The sequence below is a fragment of the Micromonospora halotolerans genome (genome assembly GCF_032108445.1).
GTDB lineage: Bacteria > Actinomycetota > Actinomycetes > Mycobacteriales > Micromonosporaceae > Micromonospora > Micromonospora halotolerans.
In genome coordinates, this window is sequence record NZ_CP134876.1 from 2,014,610 (window position 1) to 2,033,329 (window position 18,720).

General features: G+C 74.4%; 18 protein-coding genes. 3 read left to right on the forward strand and 15 right to left on the reverse strand.

Annotated elements, in window-relative coordinates:
* Positions 1–69: 69 nt before the first annotated feature.
* The 6 genes from topA to RMN56_RS09480 all read right to left on the reverse strand — a co-directional run bounded on the left by topA (position 70) and on the right by RMN56_RS09480 (position 7,925).
* Positions 70–2,892, reverse strand: coding sequence for a type I DNA topoisomerase (gene topA / locus RMN56_RS09455; RefSeq protein ID WP_313723456.1), 2,823 nt, complete (start codon positions 2,890–2,892; stop codon positions 70–72).
* Between the two features lie 313 nt (positions 2,893–3,205).
* On the reverse strand, positions 3,206–3,817 hold the full coding sequence (locus tag RMN56_RS09460) for a hypothetical protein (protein ID WP_313723457.1): 612 nt from the start codon (positions 3,815–3,817) through the stop codon (positions 3,206–3,208).
* Positions 3,808–4,347: a hypothetical protein gene (locus tag RMN56_RS09465; protein WP_313723458.1), complete on the reverse strand. Its 540-nt coding sequence runs from the start codon at positions 4,345–4,347 to the stop codon at positions 3,808–3,810. The genes RMN56_RS09460 and RMN56_RS09465 overlap by 10 nt, the downstream gene beginning before the upstream one ends.
* Before the next feature lie 119 nt (positions 4,348–4,466).
* Entirely contained in the window at positions 4,467–6,815 is a 2,349-nt protein-coding gene (locus RMN56_RS09470) for a sodium-translocating pyrophosphatase (protein ID WP_313723459.1), read from the reverse strand.
* 316 nt (positions 6,816–7,131) lie between these two features.
* Positions 7,132–7,572 carry an ATP-binding protein gene (locus tag RMN56_RS09475; protein WP_313723461.1) on the reverse strand — a complete coding sequence of 147 codons (441 nt, stop codon included), beginning with the start codon at positions 7,570–7,572 and terminating at the stop codon, positions 7,132–7,134.
* Entirely contained in the window at positions 7,569–7,925 is a 357-nt protein-coding gene (locus RMN56_RS09480; RefSeq protein WP_151462042.1) for an STAS domain-containing protein, read from the reverse strand. The genes RMN56_RS09475 and RMN56_RS09480 overlap by 4 nt, the downstream gene beginning before the upstream one ends.
* 135 nt (positions 7,926–8,060) lie before the next feature.
* On the opposite strand from RMN56_RS09480, the gene RMN56_RS09485 reads away from it, so the two are divergent.
* From RMN56_RS09485 to RMN56_RS09495, 3 genes are all read left to right on the forward strand, one after another.
* Positions 8,061–10,508 carry a DNA 3'-5' helicase SftH gene (locus RMN56_RS09485; protein WP_376787289.1) on the forward strand — a complete coding sequence of 816 codons (2,448 nt, stop codon included), beginning with the start codon at positions 8,061–8,063 and terminating at the stop codon, positions 10,506–10,508.
* A gap of 103 nt (positions 10,509–10,611) precedes the next feature.
* Positions 10,612–10,818 (forward strand): hypothetical protein, encoded by a 207-nt coding sequence (locus RMN56_RS09490; protein ID WP_313723462.1) that lies wholly within the window; start codon positions 10,612–10,614, stop codon positions 10,816–10,818.
* Positions 10,819–10,931: 113 nt separating this feature from the next.
* Positions 10,932–11,510: an LURP-one-related family protein gene (locus RMN56_RS09495; protein ID WP_091315200.1), complete on the forward strand. Its 579-nt coding sequence runs from the start codon at positions 10,932–10,934 to the stop codon at positions 11,508–11,510.
* A gap of 210 nt (positions 11,511–11,720) precedes the next feature.
* Here RMN56_RS09495 and RMN56_RS09500 read toward each other — a convergent pair whose 3' ends face one another.
* From RMN56_RS09500 to RMN56_RS09540, 9 genes are all read right to left on the reverse strand, one after another.
* Positions 11,721–12,080 (reverse strand): Rv3654c family TadE-like protein, encoded by a 360-nt coding sequence (locus RMN56_RS09500; protein WP_313724693.1) that lies wholly within the window; start codon positions 12,078–12,080, stop codon positions 11,721–11,723.
* A 71-nt stretch (positions 12,081–12,151) separates the two neighbouring features.
* Positions 12,152–12,469, reverse strand: coding sequence for a TadE family type IV pilus minor pilin (locus RMN56_RS09505; RefSeq protein WP_313724694.1), 318 nt, complete (start codon positions 12,467–12,469; stop codon positions 12,152–12,154).
* A 137-nt stretch (positions 12,470–12,606) separates the two neighbouring features.
* Positions 12,607–12,774 carry a DUF4244 domain-containing protein gene (locus tag RMN56_RS09510; protein WP_013283643.1) on the reverse strand — a complete coding sequence of 56 codons (168 nt, stop codon included), beginning with the start codon at positions 12,772–12,774 and terminating at the stop codon, positions 12,607–12,609.
* Between the two features lie 23 nt (positions 12,775–12,797).
* The gene (locus RMN56_RS09515; RefSeq protein ID WP_313723463.1) at positions 12,798–13,532 is read right to left on the reverse strand and encodes a type II secretion system F family protein; all 735 of its coding nucleotides are present in this window, start codon (positions 13,530–13,532) and stop codon (positions 12,798–12,800) included.
* Positions 13,532–14,557: a type II secretion system F family protein gene (locus tag RMN56_RS09520; RefSeq protein WP_313723465.1), complete on the reverse strand. Its 1,026-nt coding sequence runs from the start codon at positions 14,555–14,557 to the stop codon at positions 13,532–13,534. Before RMN56_RS09520 ends, RMN56_RS09515 begins: the two co-directional genes overlap by 1 nt.
* Positions 14,554–15,765: a TadA family conjugal transfer-associated ATPase gene (locus RMN56_RS09525; protein ID WP_313723466.1), complete on the reverse strand. Its 1,212-nt coding sequence runs from the start codon at positions 15,763–15,765 to the stop codon at positions 14,554–14,556. Before RMN56_RS09525 ends, RMN56_RS09520 begins: the two co-directional genes overlap by 4 nt.
* On the reverse strand, positions 15,762–16,865 hold the full coding sequence (gene ssd / locus RMN56_RS09530; protein ID WP_313723467.1) for a septum site-determining protein Ssd: 1,104 nt from the start codon (positions 16,863–16,865) through the stop codon (positions 15,762–15,764). Before ssd ends, RMN56_RS09525 begins: the two co-directional genes overlap by 4 nt.
* A gap of 257 nt (positions 16,866–17,122) precedes the next feature.
* On the reverse strand, positions 17,123–18,100 hold the full coding sequence (locus RMN56_RS09535) for a CU044_5270 family protein (protein WP_313723468.1): 978 nt from the start codon (positions 18,098–18,100) through the stop codon (positions 17,123–17,125).
* Positions 18,097–18,717, reverse strand: coding sequence for an RNA polymerase sigma factor (locus tag RMN56_RS09540; protein WP_313723469.1), 621 nt, complete (start codon positions 18,715–18,717; stop codon positions 18,097–18,099). Before RMN56_RS09540 ends, RMN56_RS09535 begins: the two co-directional genes overlap by 4 nt.
* Positions 18,718–18,720 lie beyond the last annotated feature (3 nt).

An 18,720-nucleotide genomic window follows, 5' to 3' on the forward strand; every position in this document is an offset into this window, starting at 1 on the left:
CAAAGAAAAGATCTTGGAAGGAAATGGCCCCCATGAGGGCCAGTTCCTTCCAAGATCTCGAAGGCGCGGTTACTCCGGCGAGGTGGTCGCCTTTTTTGGTGTTGCCTTTTTGGCTGGGGTTTTCTTGGCTGTGGTGGCCTTCGCCGTTGTGGTCTTCTTGGCGGTCGTGGACTTCGCCGCGGCGGTCTTCTTCGCCGCCGCCTTCTTGGCCGGGGCGGCCTTCTTCGCCGCCTTCTTCTTCGGCGCCGGACCCTTCGCCCGCTTCTCGGCGAGCATCTCGGAGGCCTCCTCGAGGGTCAGCGCCTCCGGGGTCTGGCCGCGCCGCAGCGAGGCGTTGGTCTCCCCGTCCGTGACGTACGGGCCGAACCGGCCGTCCTTGATGACCAGCGGCTTCTCGGTCGCCGGGTCGTTGCCCATCTCCCGCAGCGGCGGGGCGGCGGCCCGACGCTGCCGGGTCTTCGGGGCGGCCAGCAGGGCGAGCGCCTCGTCCAGCGTGACGGTGAACATCTTGTCTTCCGAGTCCAGCGAGCGGAACTCGTCACCGCGCTTGACGTACGGGCCGTAGCGGCCGTTGTTGGCCACCACCTCGGCGCCCTCGGGGTCGGTGCCGATCACCCGGGGCAGGCTGAGCAGCTGCAACGCCTGCTCGAGGGTGAGGCTGTCCGGCGACTGCGAGCGCAGCAGCGAGGACTTCCGCTCGCCGCTGGCCACGTAGGGGCCGAAGCGGCCGGACTTGAGCAGGATCGGCTCGCCGGTGGCCGGGTCGTCGCCGAGCTTGCGCTCGCCCCCGCCGCCGAGGAACAGCTCGTGCACCTTCTCCGGGGTCAGCTCGTCGGGGGCCAGCCCCTCGGGGATCGGCGCCCGGTCGCCCTGGCTGCCGCCCTCCTCGCCCTCCGCGGCGGGCGTGGGCTGCTCGCCCGGCAGCGCCCGCTGGAGGTACGGCCCGTAGCGGCCGACCCGGACGACGACCTCGCGCCCGTCGTCCTCGGTGAACAGCGGGATCGAGTTGACGCTGCGCGCGTCGATGTCGCTGAGGTTCTCGGTGACCAGCTTCTTCAGCCCGCCCGCGTGGGCGATGGCCTGGTCGCCGGTGCCGTTGGCGCTGCCGAAGTAGAAGGAGGTGAGGAAGTCGACGGCCGCGTGGTCGCCGCCGGCGATCTCGTCCAGCTCGTTCTCCATGCTGGCCGTGAAGTCGTAGTCGATGAGGCGCGGGTAGTGCCGCTCCAGCAGCCCGATCACCGCGAACGCCAGGAACGACGGGATCATGGCCTGGCCGCGCTTGAAGACGTACCCGCGGTCCTGGATCGTCTGCATGATCGACGCGTAGGTCGACGGGCGGCCGATGCCCAGCTCCTCCAGGGCCTTGACCAGCGACGCCTCGGTGTAGCGGGCGGGCGGCTGGGTGTGGTGACCCTGGGGGGACAGTTCGTCGGCGGTGAGCGGCTGGTCCTTGGTCAGGGTGGGCAGCCGCCGCTCGGCGTCCTCGGCCTCGGCGTTCTCGTCGTCGCTGGACTCGACGTAGGCGCGCAGGAAGCCGGGGTCGGTGATGGTCTTGCCGGTGGCGCCGAAGTCGGCCTCCTCGCCGGCGGAGGAGAGCGCCCGGATGCGCACCGAGACGCTGGAGCCGACCGCGTCGGTCATCTGCGAGGCGATGGTGCGCCGCCAGATCAGCTCGTAGAGCTTGAACTCCTCGGCGGACAGCTCCTTGGCCACCTCGCCCGGGGTGCGGAAGTTGTCGCCCGCCGGGCGGATCGCCTCGTGCGCCTCCTGCGCGTTCTTCACCTTGCCGGTGTAGCGGCGCGGCTCCGGCGGCACGCTGCGCTCGCCGTAGAGCTCGGCGATCTGCCGGCGGGCCGCCGCGATGGCGGTCTCCGACAGGTTCACCGAGTCGGTACGCATGTAGGTGATGTAGCCGTTCTCGTAGAGCCGCTGCGCGGTGCGCATCGTCTGCTGCGACGAGAGCCGGAGCTTGCGGGCCGCCTCCTGCTGGAGGGTGGAGGTGATGAACGGCGCGTACGGGCGGCGGCGGTAGGGCTTCTCCTCGACCCGGGTGACCGTGAACGGCCGCCCGTCCAGCCGCGCGGCCAGCCCCCGGGCGCCGCTCTCGTCCAGGTGCATCACGCCGGCGCCGGCCCGGACCCGGCCCGTGGTGGGCTCGAAATCCTTGCCGGTGGCGATCCGGTCGCCGCCCAGCGCGATGAGGGTGGCGTTGAAGGTGCGCGGCCCCTCGCCGGGGTTCGCGACCGCCAGGGTGGCCAGGATGTCCCAGTACTCGGCGGTGCGGAACGCCATCCGCTGCCGCTCCCGCTCGACCACGATGCGGGTCGCCACGGACTGCACCCGGCCGGCGGAGAGGCCGCTGCGGACCTTGCGCCAGAGCACCGGGGAGACCTCGTAGCCGTAGAGCCGGTCGAGGATGCGCCGGGCCTCCTGGGCGTCGACCAGGTCCCGGTCGATCTCCCGGGGGTTGGCCACGGCGGCCTGGATGGCCGGCTTGGTGATCTCGTGGAAGACCATCCGCTTGACCGGCACCTTGGGCTTCAACGTCTCCACGAGGTGCCAGGCGATCGCCTCGCCCTCGCGGTCCTCGTCGGTGGCGAGGAAGATCTCGTCGACTTCCTTGGCCAGCGACTTCAGCTTGGTGATCTGCTTCTTCCGGTCGGCGGAGACCACGTAGAGCGCGGCGAAGCCGTTGTCCACGTCCACGCCGAGCCGGGCCCAGGGCTTGTCCTCGTAGGCGGCCGGGATCTCGGCGGCGTTGCGGGGCAGGTCCCGGACGTGGCCGAAGCTGGCCTCCACGACGTACCCCGGGCCGAGGTAGCCCGAGATCGTCTTGGCCTTCGCCGGTGACTCGACGATGACCAGACGGGTGGTTCCAGCTTTGCTCGGCACGTCTCTCCCCGACCTCACTCCTACGCAATGCCCGCTTCGGGGCGTGTTGCACACCGCCGGACCATCGGCGGTCCGGATGTCCAACGTAACGCGCCGTCCGCGTTCCGGGTTTCGTGGGCGGCAAATGATCAGGTGGCGTCGACCATCGGCCGGCACCCCGCCGGACGGCGCCACCGTACACCGTGGGTAGGGCGCCGAGCGGGTCACTGTGACGATCACGCACCCGTGGCGGAGGGGACACCGGTCGTTTTCCTGCGCAAACCCCCGCACGGTGCGTCCGGGATCGGACACGCGCCGGGCTTGCGCCAGAGGATCAGCCGCGCGTCTCCGGCCACTCGGCCGCCGGCACGGCCCGCGGCCGGTCCCCCACCAGCTCCGCCAGCCGGTTCACCCGCCGTCGACCGGTGATCCGGTACGCCGGCCCGCCCTCGTCCGCCTCCACGAACGCGGCCGGCAGCCCCACGGCGGCCAGCGCGGCGCGCACCGGCGGCCAACACTCCGCGTCGGCCGGGCCGAGCCGGAGCCGGAACCCGGCCGGGTCGGCCGCCCCGGCGGCGGCGAGCCACAGCCGCAACCGCCGCCCGTTGAGGTGGAACGCCGCCGGGGGCCGCTTCACCGTGCCACGCAGCCAGGCCAGGGCGAGGGGGGACAGCGTGGTGGCGTACGCGGTGCGCACGACGTGCCGCCCGTCCCCGGTCGGCTCCCAGCTCGCCGGTATCCCCCGGGCGCCCAGCTCGGCCACCAGCACGTGCACCCGCCAGGCGGCGTCCACCACCACGGAGATTCGGGCCGTCCCGCCCATCCGGACCACCTCCCCGGGCCCGGCGAGCAGGCCGGCGAGGTCCGCCAGCGACGGATCGGCCGCCTCGGTGGAGAACAGCGAGGGCTGGCGGGCCGGGCTCGGGGAGGGTGGGGTCAGCGACACTCCGGGACCTCGTCGAAGGCCTTTTTCAGCTCGGGCGAGTTGAGCCGGCTGGTGTCCAGCGCGCTCGCGTCGTACTCCGTGTTGAGCGTGTCCACGGCGGCCCGCACGCCGTCGTAGAACGGGCCGGCCTGGGCGGTGTCCAGCCGGTCGATGGTGTCCCGGGCCCGCCCGTACGCGTCCCGCACCTTGCTGAGCGAGGCGCGGAACCCGAGGGAGATCTCGTCGCCGTGGTCGGTCTCCGGCACGCCCGCCTCCTCGACCTTGCGCCGGGCGGTCTCGCTGGCCTCCTCGGCACCGGCGAAGAGCCGGACCAGGTTCTCCTTCGCCTGCGCCGGGGTGGTCCGCGCGGTCATCTGCTGCTGAGTGCTGCTGGTCAGCTTGTTGATCTCGGCGCGCCACGGGCTGAGCGCCTGGCAGACCGAGGCGGCCCAGGCCTGCGGGCTGGGGCCACCGCAGCCGGCGACGACGAGGACCAGCGTGGCCAGGACCACCGTGAGCTTTCCGGCGGTTGCCGCCCGGCGCGTACGCATGCGAAGCAGCGTACGACCTTGCGGTCGAAGTGCCACCGGTCAGGTTTCGTGGACGGGACCGCCGGACGGCACGGTTCCCGGCCGGCCGAGGCCGACCGGGAACCGTCGCGTCGTCCGGGTCAGGCGTTGACCGTCTCCACCTGCTGGTCCGGGGTGCCGGCACCGCTGTCGGAGTCGTCCATCGCGATGCCCTTGCGCTTGCTGAACACCACCGCGGCCACGATGATCAGCGCGGCCACCACGGCGACCGTGATGCGCAGTGCCGGGTTCTTGTCGTCGCCCACGCTCCAGGCCACCACGGCCGGGGCGATCAGCAGCGAGACCAGGTTCATCACCTTGATCAGCGGGTTGATCGCCGGGCCGGCGGTGTCCTTGAACGGGTCGCCGACGGTGTCGCCGATGACGGTCGCGGCATGCGACTCGGAGCCCTTGCCGCCGTACGCGCCGTCCTCCACCAGCTTCTTGGCGTTGTCCCAGGCGCCACCGGAGTTGGCCAGGAAGACGGCCATCAGGGTGCCCGCGCCGATCGCACCGGCCAGGTACGAGGCCAGCGCGCCCGGGCCGAGACCGAAGCCCACGGCGATCGGGGCCAGGATGGCCAGCAGGCCGGGGGTCATCAGCTCGCGCTGCGCGTCCCGGGTGCAGATGTCGACGACCTTGCCGTACTCGGGGCGCTGGGTGCGGTCCATGATGCCGGGCAGCTCGCGGAACTGCCGGCGGACCTCCATCACCACGGCGCCGGCCGAGCGGGAGACCGCGTTGATGGCCAGGCCGGAGAAGAGGAAGACCACCGCGGCGCCGATGATGAGGCCGACCAGGTTGCGCGGGTTGGCCACGTTCAGCGAGTTGAGGATCTCGGCGCCGACGTCGCCCACGCCCGCGTCCTCGTACGAGGAGCGCAGCGTGTCGGTGTAGGAGCCGAACAGCGCGGTCGCGGCCAGCACCGCGGTGGCGATCGCGATGCCCTTGGTGATCGCCTTGGTGGTGTTGCCGACGGCGTCCAGCTCGGTCAGCGTCCGCGCGCCGTGCTCGTCGATGTCGCCGGACATCTCGGCGACGCCCTGGGCGTTGTCGGAGATCGGGCCGAAGGTGTCCATGGCGACGATGACGCCGACGGTGGTGAGCAGGCCGGTGCCGGCCAGCGCCACCGCGAACAGCGACAGCGTGATGGAGCTGCCGCCGAGCAGGAACGCGCCGAAGACGCCGGCGCCGATCAGCAGCGCCGAGTAGACCGCCGACTCCAGGCCGACGCTGATGCCGGCGAGGATGACGGTGGCCGCGCCGGTCTGCGAGCTCTTGCCGATGTCCTGCACCGGGCGCCGGTTGGTCTCGGTGAAGTAGCCGGTGAGCGCCTGGATCGCGGCGGCCAGCACGATGCCGATGACCACCGCGCCGATGGCCACGAGCCGCGGGTTGCGGTCCACGTCGGTCAGCCCGCCCTCCAGCTCACCGAAGGTGGCCGGCAGGTACGCGAACGCGGCGATCGCCACCAGCACGGCGGAGATCACGGCGGAGAGGTAGAAGGCCCGGTTGATCGCGGTCAGGCCGTTGCGGTCGCTCGTGCGCAGCCGGGTGATGAAGACGCCGACGATGGCGACCAGCACGCCGATGGTGGAGATGATCAGCGGGAAGACCAGGCCGTCCTCGCCGAACGCGGCGCGCCCGAGGATCAGCGCGGCGACCAGGGTGACCGCGTACGACTCGAAGAGGTCGGCGGCCATGCCGGCGCAGTCACCCACGTTGTCGCCCACGTTGTCGGCGATGGTCGCGGCGTTGCGCGGGTCGTCCTCCGGGATGCCCTGCTCGACCTTGCCGACCAGGTCGGCGCCCACGTCGGCGGCCTTGGTGAAGATGCCGCCGCCGACCCGCATGAACATGGCGAGCAGCGCGGCGCCGAAGCCGAAGCCCTCCAGCACGGTCGGCGCGTCACCCTTGAACAGGATGACGACCAGCGCCGCACCGAACAGGCCGAGACCGACGGTGAGGAAGCCGACCACGCCACCCGTACGGAAGGCGATCTTCATGGCGCCCTCGCGCCCGCCTTCCCGCTCCCGGGCGGCCGCGGCGACCCGCAGGTTGGCGCGGGTGGCCAGCCACATGCCGGCCCCGCCGATGAACGCGCTGAACAGCGCGCCCACCACGAAGAACGCCGACCGGCCGATCTTCACGAGGATCTCGCTGCCGTCGGTGTCGTGCACCGGCAGCAGGAACAGCAGCACGACGGCGATCACCACGAAGATCGCCAGGGTGCGGAACTGCCGCAGCAGGTACGCGGACGCGCCCTCCTGCACCGCCCCGGAGATCTCCTGCATGTTGGTGGTTCCCGTACCGGCCGCCAGGACCGCCCTGGTGAGGGCGGCCGCGAAGACGAGCGCCACCAGCGCGATGACCGCGGCGATGACGACGTACGTCACGTTGGCTCCGGTAAGGGACAGTGCGCCGCCGTCGGCGGCCAAGGTCCCGGACATCTATGTCCTCCTGTACCGAACACTCGCGCCGGCCAGTGGAGACGCACGGACCGACGCCTGGATTGCGGACTCGCAAGCGCGCGCCAACCCACCCCGGCGGACCAGCGATGAACACCCATTCCCGCTGGCTGCGAGTCGGGTCACTTGCTGACAACCCGGGTACTGTAGCCCTCCGGCGTGGTGAGGGTCACACCGAGGGGCCACGGTGTCTCGATGATCTTCGTAACTGTGCTATGTGAAGAAATCTGATATAAGCGCCGGGCAGCACGACGAGGCCGCGCTCCCCGAGGGGAACGCGGCCTGCGGACGGACAGGATCAGGCGCGGCCGACCGGCCAGACCATCCGGACCTCGGTGCCGACGCCCTCGTCGACCGGGCGGACCTGGAGGTCCTCGACGAAACCGGCGAGCAGGGCGAACCCCACCCCGGTGGTCAGCGCGTCCTCGCTGAGCGACTCCTTGGCCAGCTCGTCCGGGGGCAGCGCGGCGAGACCGATGCTCGCCTCGATCGGGGCGCGGTCCACCACCCGCACCGTGTACGACCCGCTGTCGGACATCTCCACGTAGACCGGGTCGGGCAGCCCGTACTGCCGGTGCAGCGCGACCGCCCGGGTGCACGCCTCGCCGATGGCCAGGCGCACCTCGTCGAGCAGGTCCTCGCGGACCCCGGCGCGGCGCGCCACCGCGACGCCGACCAGGCGGGCGGTGCGGACGTGCACCGGAGCCGGGGAGAACGAGAGCTTGACGGTCGCCATCACGCGCCGGCGCCGGTCGGGTCGGCGTTGATCGCCGCGTCGACCGTGGGATGCAACGGGAAGACCTGATCCAGGGCCGTGATCCGGAAGATCTTGAGCAGCGGCTCCTTGTCGCAGACCAGCGCGAACGACCCGCCGGCCGAGCGGAGCCGCTTGAGCGCGCCGACCAGCACGCCGAGGCCGGTCGAGTCGAGGAAGTCCACCCGGCCCAGGTCCACCACGACCCGGCGGGCGCCGCCGTCGATCAACTCCAGGAGCCGTTCCCGCAGGCGCGGCGCGGTGTAGACATCCACCTCACCGCCGACCTCGAGCACCGTGTGCTCCCCCACGGTGCGGGTCGCCAGCGACAGCTCCATCGGTCCCTCCTCGGTAAGCTCTTCAGGGCATCTAACCATCCCCCCGCGCGGCCCCTTCCAGGTCACCGGCGAAGGCTTCCCCGTACCCAGCCCCCCGGGTTTTCAATTCCGAACACCAGTGCGAGAGTGCAGGACGTGACCTCTGACAGCTTCAGCTCGGCGCGCCTGGCGCCGCGCCGCGACCTGAAGCAGTCATCAGCGGCCACCGCATCGGCGGGCGGCGGCCCCGGCCGGGCGCCGGGCGAACTGCTGCGCCGGCTGCGCCTGCGGCACGCCACCGACCCGGTCACCCACGTCGAGCGGGTGCCGGCCCGGGCCGGCGAGCCGGCGCCGTGGCCGGACTGGGCGCCCGACGAGCTGCGGGCGGCGTTCGCGCGGCGCGGCGTGGTCGCCCCGTGGCGGCACCAGGCCGAGGCCGCCGAGCTGGCGTACGCGGGGAAGCACGTCGTGGTGGCCACCGGGACGGCGTCCGGCAAGTCGCTGGCCTACCAGTTGCCGGCGCTGGGCACCCTGCTCGCCGACCCGCGCGCCACGGTGCTCTACCTCGCTCCCACCAAGGCGCTCGCCGCCGACCAGCTCCGCGCCGTCGCCGGCCTGGAGCTGGAGGGGGTACGCCCCGCCACCTACGACGGGGACACCCCGCGCACCGAGCGGGAGTGGATCCGCCGGCACTCCCGGTTCGTGCTGACCAACCCCGACATGCTGCACCACGGCATCCTGCCCGGGCACGCGCACTGGTCGGGCTTCCTGCGCCGGCTCGCGTACGTGGTGGTCGACGAGTGTCACACCTACCGGGGCGTGTTCGGCTCGCACGTGGCACACGTGCTGCGGCGGCTGCGCCGGCAGTGCGCGCGCTACGGGCGTACGCCGGTCTTCGTGCTGGCCTCGGCCACGTCGGGCGACCCGGCGACGGCGGCCGGACGCCTCACCGGCCTGCCCGTCACGGCCGTCACCGAGGACGCCTCGCCGCGCGGCGGGGTGACCTTCGCGCTCTGGGAACCGCCGCTGCTGCCTCCTCCCTCTGCGGACGAGGAGCTTGCCGACCTGGTGTCGGTCCGCCGCTCGGCGCTGCGGGAGACCGCCGATCTGCTGACCGACAGCGTGATCGAGGGGGTACGCACGCTCGCCTTCGTGCGGTCCCGGCGCGGCGCCGAGGTGGTCGCCGCGAACGCCCGGCGGGCGCTCGACGAGGCGGTGCCCGGGCTCGGCGACCGGGTGGCCGCCTACCGGGCCGGCTACCTGCGCGAGGAGCGCCGGGAGCTGGAACGCGCGCTGCTCACCGGAGACCTGCTCGGGCTGGCCTCCACCAACGCCCTGGAACTCGGCGTCGACCTGGTCGGGCTGGACGCCGTGCTGATCTGCGGCTGGCCGGGCACCCGGGCGTCGCTCTGGCAGCAGGCCGGCCGGGCGGGCCGCTCCGGCGACGAGGCGCTCGCCGTGCTGGTGGCCCGGGACGACCCGCTCGACACCTACCTGGTGCACCACCCCGAGGCGCTGTTCGGGCGCCCCGTCGAGGCGACCGTGCTCGACCCGGCCAACCCGTACGTGCTCGCGCCGCAGCTCGCCTGCGCCGCGCACGAGGCCCCGCTCACCCCGGCCGACCTGGAACTCTTCGGTGAGGGCGCGAAGGAGGCGGTCGACTCGCTGGTCGAGGCGGGTGCGCTGCGGCAGCGGCCCACCGGCTGGTACTGGCGGCACCGGGAACGCCCCGAGGTCGACCTGCGCGGCGAGGGCGGGGCCCCGGTCTGCGTGGTGGAGGAGTCCACCGGCCGGCTGCTCGGCACCGTCGACGGCGGCTCCTCGCACTTCCTGCTGCACTCCGGCGCGGTCTACCTGCACCAGGGCGTCTCGTACGTGGTCGACTCGCTCGACCTGGCCGACGGGTGCGCGCTGGTGCACGCCGAGGAGCCGGACTGGTCCACCCACGCCCGGGACGTCACCTCGCTGTCCGTGGTCTCCGTCCGGTCGTACGTGGACGCCGGACCGGTTGGGCTCTTCCTCGGCGAGGTGGACGTGACCAGCCAGGTGGTGTCCTACCAGCGGCGGCGGATCGCCACCGGCGAGGTGATCGACGCCCGACCGCTGGACCTGCCGGCGCGGGAGCTGCGCACCGTCGCGGTCTGGTTCACGCTCTCGCCGGAGTCGCTGGCCCTCGCCGGAGTCGAGGCGGCGGACATCCCGGGGGCGCTGCACGCCGCCGAGCACGCCGCGATCGGCCTGCTGCCGCTCATGGCGACCTGCGACCGGTGGGACATCGGCGGGCTCTCCACCGCGCTGCACCCGGACACCGAGGCGCCCACCGTCTTCGTCTACGACGGCCACCCGGGCGGGGCGGGGTTCGCCGAGCGGGCGTACGGGACGGCCGCCGCCTGGCTGCGCGCCACCCGGGACGCGATCGCCGAGTGCGGCTGCGAGTCGGGGTGCCCGTCCTGCGTGCAGTCCCCGAAGTGCGGCAACGGCAACAACCCGCTCTCCAAGCCGGACGCGGTCAAGGTCCTCGACGTGGTCCTCGCCAACCTGGCGGCGGCCGAGGGCGGGCGAGGGGCGGGGCTGCCCCGGCAGGAGGGGCGAGCCGCGGACTGACCTCCTGGTTCGTGGGACGGGCGCATGAGTGGGTCGGCATCGGGGCATTGATGCATGGGAGCGCTTCCATATCCCCGAGATTCTTCGCGCCGGAGGTACCGCCGTGGCCGACACGATCGCCGAGACCGTCGACCTGCTCTACACGATCGACCAGGAGAACCTCACCCCCGACCAGCAGATCGCGCTGGGCGTCGCGCTGGCCAACCTGGCTCAGGCGGAGCGCCTGGAGCAGATCAACGAGCGCCTGCGCGGCATTCACCAGGTGCTCAACGCCTGGGCCATGAAGGCGACGGTCGACGGCGGCCGATGACCGCCGGCCGGCCGCCGGCGAGCGGGTCACCCGTCGGAACGCGCCGGTCGCGGGCACGCGGTGACGGCGGAGCTGTGCGAGACTCCGGCGTTCACCTCTTCAAGGAGAATTTGATGCAGCTCGACAGCTTGCAGGCCCAGCAGCGGTTCATCGTCCGGCAGCGGATCCGGATGATGGTCAACCAGTACGAGGTCCACTCGGTGGCGCCGGACGGCTCGGAGGGTGGGCTGCTCGCGTTCGCGCAGCAGAAGCGGCTCGCGTTCAAGGAGCAGGTGACCATCTACACCGATGACTCCAAGCAGTACCCCCTGCTCGGCTTCAAGGCCCGCCAGCGCCTCGACCTCGGCGCCACGTACGACGTGACCGACCACGCCGGCACCCCGATCGGCCTGTTCCGCAAGGACTTCGCCCAGTCGCTGCTGCGCTCCACCTGGCACGTCGAGCAGGCCGGCCTGCCGCAGATCACCGGGCAGGAGCGGAGCCTGCCGGTGGCCCTGCTGCGCCGCTTCGTCGACTCGCTCTCCTGGCTGCCCTACCACTTCGACTTCGTGGCCAACGGCCAGCCGGTGTTCTCGGTCGACAAGAAGTGGGGCCTGCGCGACCGCTACGTGGTCGACATCCACCACCCGCAGATCGACCGGCGGCTCGTGATCGCCATGGCGGTCGGCCTGGACGCCCTCCAGTCCCGCTGACGTTGACGGCGCGGCCGGTGTCGGGGCGGTGGGTTTCTCCGCTCCGACACCGGCCCCACCCGTGCGGGGAGCGCTTCGGCTCGGACACCAGCCACGCTGCCGACGCCGCGCTTGCGCCCCCAACATGGGCCATGGTCGTCAGACGCCGCGTTTCCGCTCCGGCGCCGGCCACGGTCGTCAGACGCCGCGTTTCCGCTCCGGCCACGGTCGTCAGCCTCGGGTCGGGCCCGCCCGGGAGCTGGCGGTCGCCGCGCGGGCGAGCCAGGGCAGCGGGGCGACGCTCACCTCCGTCGTGACGACGAGGTCGAGACCGTCGAGCCGGCAGGCCGCCAGCCGGCCGCCGTTGGCCGTGACCAGGTCGGCGGCCCGTCCACACGCCGCCTCGGCGCCCTCCAGGGCCCGGCCGGCACCGGCGAGTGCCCCGAAGTCGGCGGCGTTCCGGGCCTGGTGGCGCGCGCATCGGGCCGCGCCGAGCCCGGCGCCGAAGAGCCCGACCAGCACGAGCACCAACCCCACGGCGAGCAGGCACACGGTCGCCCCACCCCGCTCGGCGTCGCGGTGTTGCCGCAGGTCAGTCACCCTCGCGGCCCGGTGTGCCCGCCGGCGCCCCGGGCCCGCCGGACCAGTCCCGTCCCGCGCGGTCATGGTCGTGGTCCGGGGGCACCGGGTTCGACGGCCGCCACCGCCGTGCCGGCCACGGTGAGGCGGGGCAGCCGGGCGCCGAAGCTCCGGACCGGTGCCCGGACGGTCACGGTGACACGGTCGTCGGCCACGGTCACCGAGATGTCCGCTCCGGCCGGGGCGTACCGCGAGCCGGCCGTCGACCCCGGTTCGCCCCGGGCGGCGGCCAGTGCCGCTTCCCGAGCCGCGTCGAGGCAGCCGGCCCGCGTGGTGACGGCGCCGACCGCGGTGAGGCCGGCGAAGAGGAGCAGCATCAGCGCCGGCAGGCCGGCCGCCAACTCGGCCGTGAACGAGCCCCGCTCCCGCGCACCCCACGGCCGCCGCGAGCCGACCCGCCCCGGGCGCCCGGTGCCTGCCGTGCCGGGCGGAGAGCCCGGGTGGGAACCGAAGTGGCAGCCGGCCCGCCGGCGGCCGGTCACTTCAAGGCCCGGTCGATGACGGCGGTGAGCGCGGACTGCACGTTGCCGGAGGTGAGCACCTTCAGCAGGATCCCGGCGAAGGCGACCGCCGCGAGGGTGCCGACGGCGTACTCGGCCGTGTTCATCCCGGCGTCGCCGCGCAGGCGGGTGAGGAGTTTGCGCATGTCGTGCTTCCTTTCTCGGAGGGTCACAGCACGTCGCCGAGGACGGCGACGATCACCGGCACCAGGCCGGCGAGAATGAAGGCGGGCAGGAAACAGAGCCCCAGCGGCAGCACGATGAGCACGCCGGCCCGTCGGGCGGCCGCCTCGGCCGCGGTCGAGCGGTCGGACCGCAGGTCGTCGGCGAGCCGGGTGAGCGCGCCGGCCAGCGCGGCGCCGCTGCTCGACGAGCGGATGGCGCCGGTGACCAGACGGTCCGCCCCGGGCACGGGCCGCAGGTGGTCCCACGCCTCCGCCGCCGTGCCACCGAGTTCGAGCGTCCGCCCGACCCGGCCGAGCCGGTCGGCGAGCGGCCCACCGAGCGCCTCGGCCACCGCCAGCACCGAGCGGTCCACCGGTGCGCCGGCCCGGAGCACGGCGGCCAGCAGGTCGGCGGCCAGCGGTAGGTCGGCGGTCTCCCGGAGCCGGCGGTCCCGGACGGCCCGCGGCTCGACCCGGCGCAGCAGGCGATCGGCGGCCGTCCCGGCCAGCGCACCGACGAGCAGACCGGGCCACCCGCCCACCACGACCAGCGCCGCCACACCCGCCAGGCCGGCGCCGAACCTGATCCGATCCGGCCACCAGGCCGGGCGGCTCCGCTGCGCCCGCCGGGTGAGCGCGAGACGGCGCAGCCGCCGGGCCGGACGGACGGCGGAGCGGGACGCGACCACGAGCAACGCCGCCGCGCCCAGGCAGGCCGCGGCCACCACCTGCCGCGACATCAGGCGGCCCGCCCGGGTGCCGCGCCGAGGCGCTCCGCCCAGAGCAGCCCGCCGATCTGCAGTGCCACCGCCGCCAGGGCGCAGCCGCCGCCGACCGGGGTGTGCAGGAGCACGGCCACCGGGTCGACGCCGATGGCGTACCCCAACCCGATCCCGCCGAGGGGTAGCGCGGCGAGCAGCCAGGCGGTCGCCCGGGCACCGGCCGCCTGCGCCGAGGCCGCGGCCATGCCCCGGTCCGCCGTCCGGGCGTCGGCCTCGACCCGTTCCAGCAGCTCGGCCAGGGGCGCTCCGGTGCGGTCGGCCAACCGCACGGCGGCTCGCGCCAACCGGGCGGTACGCCGCGGTCCGTCGCCGATCGCGTCGCCGGCGGGCAGCCCGGCCCGCAGGTCGGCGGCGAGCGCGCCGATCTGGTCCAGGTCGCGGCGGTGGGCCAGGTCGGTAGCCTGGCGGGCCCGCCGGCGCAGCACCGCCCGGGCGGCGAGCGCACCGTAGGCGGCCAGGGCCAGCGCGGCCACCGGGCCGCCGAGCAGCGCCCCGGCCCCGGCGCCGAGCACGGCCGCCGCCGGCAGGGCGGTCCGCCCGGACAGCGGGGCACGCGCGGCAGGGCCGGTCGCCGTCGAGGCGACATCCGATCGCCGGAGCGGGAGCGCGGCGACCAGCCGGAGGCGGTGTGCGCGACCGGTGGGGATCGGAGCGTCACCCAGTCTTGGCCGGTGCGCACGATCGGTCGGGACCGGCCCGGTGGTCGGGCGCGTCGGGTCGCGTCGCCCGGGCGGGCGCCCCGGAAGGGCGCGGTCAGCGGGATGTCCGAGCAGCGTGCCGGGCAGCTGGGTGCCGGACGCCCGTACCACCGGCCCGGGCCCCGCACCCGGGCCGACGCACCGCAGCCGGGGACCGCCCGGACCGGTGCGACTGCCCAGGTCGAGGACGGCGTGCTGCCGGATCCGGTTGGCGCGTACCGGCCAGGCGACCGTGACCGCGGCGCCGGCCAGCAGCACGACCACCAGCCACACCTGACCGGTCACGACGGCCCCCCAGAGCCGGGCCACGCCACGCAGAGGATCGGCGGCACGGTCACGCCCCGCTCGCGGAGCAGGGCGCCGAGCGGCCGGGCGGCCAGCCCGAGCCCGCGACCGCGTGTCCAGGCGGGGACCACGGTGACCACCCGCTCGGATCCCTCGGGCAGGAGCAGACCGATCGACTCCAGCACGCGACCCTCCGTGGTCCGTCGGACCTGCAAAAGGACCTGGAGCGCGGCGGCGACCTGGGCGTGCAGGGCGGCCCGGGGCAGACCACCGAGCATCCCGAGCGCCTCCAGCCGGGCCGGCACGTCCGCCGGGGCGTTGGCGTGCAGGGTGCCGGCCCCGCCGTCGTGGCCGGTGTTCAACGCGGCGAGCAGGTCGACCACCTCGGCGCCCCGGCACTCGCCCACCACCAGCCGGTCCGGTCGCATCCGCAGCGCCTGCCGGACCAGGTCGCTCAGCCCGACCGCCCCGGCACCCTCCACGTTCGACGTCCGCGCCTGGAGGCCGATCACGTGCGGGTGCACGGGCCGCAGCTCGGCCGCGTCCTCCACCAGCACGATCCGCTCGGTCCCGGGCACCAGCCCGAGCAGCGTGTTGAGCAGGGTGGTCTTGCCGGAGCCGGTGCCGCCGGTCACCAGGTACGCCAGCCGGGCGGCCACCACGGCGGCGAGCAGCGGGGCGACCGGCCGGGGCACGGTGCCCTGCCGGACCAGCTCGTCGAGGGTGAACGGCCGTTGCCGGAAGGTGCGCAGCGACAGGTAGGGCCCGTCGGTCGCCACCGGTGGCAGCACCGCGTGCAGGCGGGTGCCGTCGGGCAGCCGGGCGTCGGCGTACGGGGAGGCGTCGTCGAGCCGGCGTCCCGCGGCCGCGGTGAGGCGCTGGGCCAGCCGGCGCACGTCGTCGACGGTGCCCAGCGGCACGGCCACCTGGTGCAGCCCCCGCCCGCGGTCGACCCAGACCCGGGTGCCGTTCACCAAGACGTCGGTGACCTGCGGGTCGGCGAGCAGCGGTGCGAGTGGGCCGGCGCCGACGAGGTCGTCGTGGACCCGGTCGGCGATGCGGAGCAGGGCGGTGTCGCCGAGCACGGCGGCGTCCGGCTCGGCGCGTACGGCGGAGACGATGGCCGCGGGCGTGACCGGCGTGGCGTCGGCGGCGAACCGGTGCCGGACGCGGACGGCCAGGTCCTCGGAGTCGGCCGGGCCGCTCACGCCGCACCCGCGGCGGGCACGTCGGTCAGCTCGTCGAGGAGTCGCTGGCAGAGCGCGGCGAGCGGGCCCTTGCCGCTGGCGGCCGGCGCCTCGCCCCGTTCCAGCCCGCGGCACAGCCCCGGCTCGGGCCGGAGCGTGCCGGCGAGCGGCAGCCCGAGCGCGCGAGCCACCTCGCCGGCCTTGAGCCGCCCCGGGGCGGGGCCTCGCACGATCACCGCCAGGTCGGCGCAGTGCGGTGCGGCCACGGCGACCACCCGGGCCGCGGCGGCGGTGGCCCGCAGCTCGGCCGGCACGACGATCAGCGCCCGGTCGGCCGCCTGGAGGGCGACCACGGCCGCGTCGTCCAGGTGCCGGGGCAGGTCGAGGACGACCATGTCGCGGCCCCGGCGGGCGGCGTCGACGGTGGCGGCCATCGCCTCGGCGGGCAGGTGCCGCAGTGCGCCCCGGTCCCACGAGAGCACGACCAGGTCGCCACGGCTGGGCAGGGCCCGGACCAGCGACGGCGGGTCCACCCGGCCGTCGGTGCCGGTGAGCCCGGGCCAGCGGAGCCCTTCGAGCTGCTCCCAGCCGAGCACGAGGTCGAGGCCGCCGCCGAGCGGGTCGGCGTCCACCAGGAGGGTGCGCAGTCGGGCCCGGGCCGCGGTGACGGCGAGGCCACCGGCCAGCACGCTCGCCCCGGCGCCGCCCCGCCCGCCGAGCACCGCCACGACCCGCGACGGGCCGCCGCCCGGGGGCTCGCCCGCGCATTCGGCGAACCGGTCGACCAGCCACGGCTCGGCCGCGGGCAGGGTGGCGACGTGCTCGGCGCCGATCAGCTCGGCGATCCGCGTACCCGGATCGAGCTGGCCGGAGCGGCCGACCAGCACCGTCCGGGGCCGGCGCGGCAGCCGGGCCCGCAGGCAGGCCTGCGCCTGGTCGGCGCCGACGAGCACCAGCGGCGCCGGCGTCCAGCGGGCCCGCGCGGCGGCGGGATCGGCGGCCAGCTCGACCTCGGTTCCGCCGGCCGCGGCGAGCCGCAGCAGCTCGTCGAGGAGGTCGCCGTCGGCGGTGACGAGCAGGGGCAGCCGGCGGTACGGCGGCAGCGGGGTACGGGGCGGCATGGCGGCCTCCAGCGGTCGGACTCGGACGTGCCGCGAAGCAGCCTGCCGCCGAAAGCCGCGAGTCCTCGCCCGGATCCGCCTCCCCTGTGGACAACCTCGCTGGTTGTGGACAAACCTCGGCCACCGGATTGATCTGTTATGGCGCGGCCGGTACGCGCCGCCGGACCGGTCGCCTGCCACCGCGGCGAGACCAACCCGGCTCGGAGCGGTGGCAGGCGACCCGACCAGGGCGGAACCTGGTCCCCGTACCCGATGGGTCAGCCGGTCTGGCCCGGCGCGTCCACGATCCTGCCGGCAACGCGGATCAGCTCGACCTCGACGTCACCCTCCTTCAGGCGGACCCCCTCGGGGGTCGTGTGGTCCTCGACCACGACGGTCCGGCCGCCGAGGAACTCGTGGGTGGTCGGGTCGAGCAGGATGTCCTCCTGCCGCCAGCCGTCCTGCACCATCCCGAGCGCGATCGCCGGGCGCCCGTCGAAGTCAACCGGCCCGCTGGACCGGGTGACACCGGGGATCAGGGCCAGTGCCCGCAGCAGGGTCGCCTTCACGCCGGGTGGCAGCACGTTGTCCCGCAGCATCGAGTCGATCAGGTTGTACGCGACCTCGTCGCCGTCCCTGCCGGACGGGCTCCGGTCGCGGAGCCACTCGAGCAGCGCCCGCGGATCGGTGGGCAGCCCGGCCAGCGTCGGGTAGTCCTGCGGCGGCGTGACCTGCGGCAGGTCCGTGCTCTCCGTGCTGACTTCGAGCTTGCCGTCGAGCATGACGGCACTCTGCCGCCCGTCGGCGCGCTGCCACGACCGCGTGGTCTCGCGGGTGTCCTGACCCTTGTCCTGGGCGATCTTGCCGCGGACGATCCGCAGCTCGACGTAGGTCCACTGGTCGGGGCGCGGTGGCGTGAACGGTTCGGTCTCGGCGTGCACGGCGGCCAGTTCGAAGGTCTGCGCCACCGGCCCACTCGCCACGTACGGCGCCGGGCGTGCCGGCGGGGTCGCCGGGTCGGGGCCGCCGGCCGCGACCACCCCGGCGACCAGGGCGGCCGCCCCGAGAGCGGCGAGCCCGGACCGCCAGGCCCAGCCCGGCAGGCGCCGGCCGTGCCGTTCCGGCCGGCTCGGCACGGCGGCCCCGTGCTCGGCGATCCGGGCCCGCAGCGCCGCCCGGGCCCGGTCCCGTGCCTCCGGCGAGGGCGGCTCGGCCTCGCTCCAGCTCTCCCGCAGCGCGGTGATGTCGTCGATCACTCGAAGTCCTCTCCGGTTGCCGTCGGGTCGGCGCCACCCAGCGCTGCCCGCAATCTGGTGCGCGCCCGGTGCAGCCGGGACCGGACGGTGCCGGCGGGGATCTCCAGCGCGCGGGCCACCTCTTCGCAGGTCAGGTCGGCCCAGGCGACCAGCAGCACCACTTCCCGGTCGGCCGGGGCGATCTCCTCCAGCGCCGCCGCGAGCCGTCCGCGCACGGCCTGGGCGTCCAGCCGTACGGCCACCTGTTCGGCCGGCCCGTCGTGGCTGTCCCGGTCGGCCGTGTTGGTGTGCTCGGCCCGGGCCAGCGCCCGGTACCGCCGCGCTTCGGCCCGCTGGTGCCCGGCGATGAGGTTGGACGCGATGCCGAACAGCCACGGCCGGGCGCTCTGTCGCGTGGTGTCGTACCGCCGCCAGTGGTCGAACGCGACCAGGAACGTCTCCGCCGCCACGTCGTCGGCCAGGTCCCGGCCCAGTCGCCGCGTGGCATAGCCGTGGATCGCCAGGTAGTAGCGGTCGAAGATGGCGTCGAACACGGCCGGATCCCCGTGCATCCGGCTGATGATCTCCGCGTCGGTCTCCTCGGCGGCGGTGCACACGTCTCGTGTCACCACACCCATGAA

Bases quoted from the DNA above. Each gene is read 5' to 3' on its own strand.
- RMN56_RS09465 (WP_313723458.1), bottom strand. From the start codon at position 4,347: ATGCGTACGCGCCGGGCGGCAACCGCCGGAAAGCTCACGGTGGTCCTG.
- RMN56_RS09470 (WP_313723459.1), bottom strand. From the start codon at position 6,815: ATGTCCGGGACCTTGGCCGCCGACGGCGGCGCACTGTCCCTTACCGGA.
- RMN56_RS09480 (WP_151462042.1), bottom strand. From the start codon at position 7,925: ATGGAGCTGTCGCTGGCGACCCGCACCGTGGGGGAGCACACGGTGCTC.
- RMN56_RS09495 (WP_091315200.1), top strand. From the start codon at position 10,932: ATGCAGCTCGACAGCTTGCAGGCCCAGCAGCGGTTCATCGTCCGGCAG.
- RMN56_RS09510 (WP_013283643.1), bottom strand. From the start codon at position 12,774: ATGCGCAAACTCCTCACCCGCCTGCGCGGCGACGCCGGGATGAACACG.
- RMN56_RS09515 (WP_313723463.1), bottom strand. From the start codon at position 13,532: ATGTCGCGGCAGGTGGTGGCCGCGGCCTGCCTGGGCGCGGCGGCGTTG.
- ssd (WP_313723467.1), bottom strand. From the start codon at position 16,865: ATGCCGCCCCGTACCCCGCTGCCGCCGTACCGCCGGCTGCCCCTGCTC.
- RMN56_RS09540 (WP_313723469.1), bottom strand. From the start codon at position 18,717: ATGGGTGTGGTGACACGAGACGTGTGCACCGCCGCCGAGGAGACCGAC.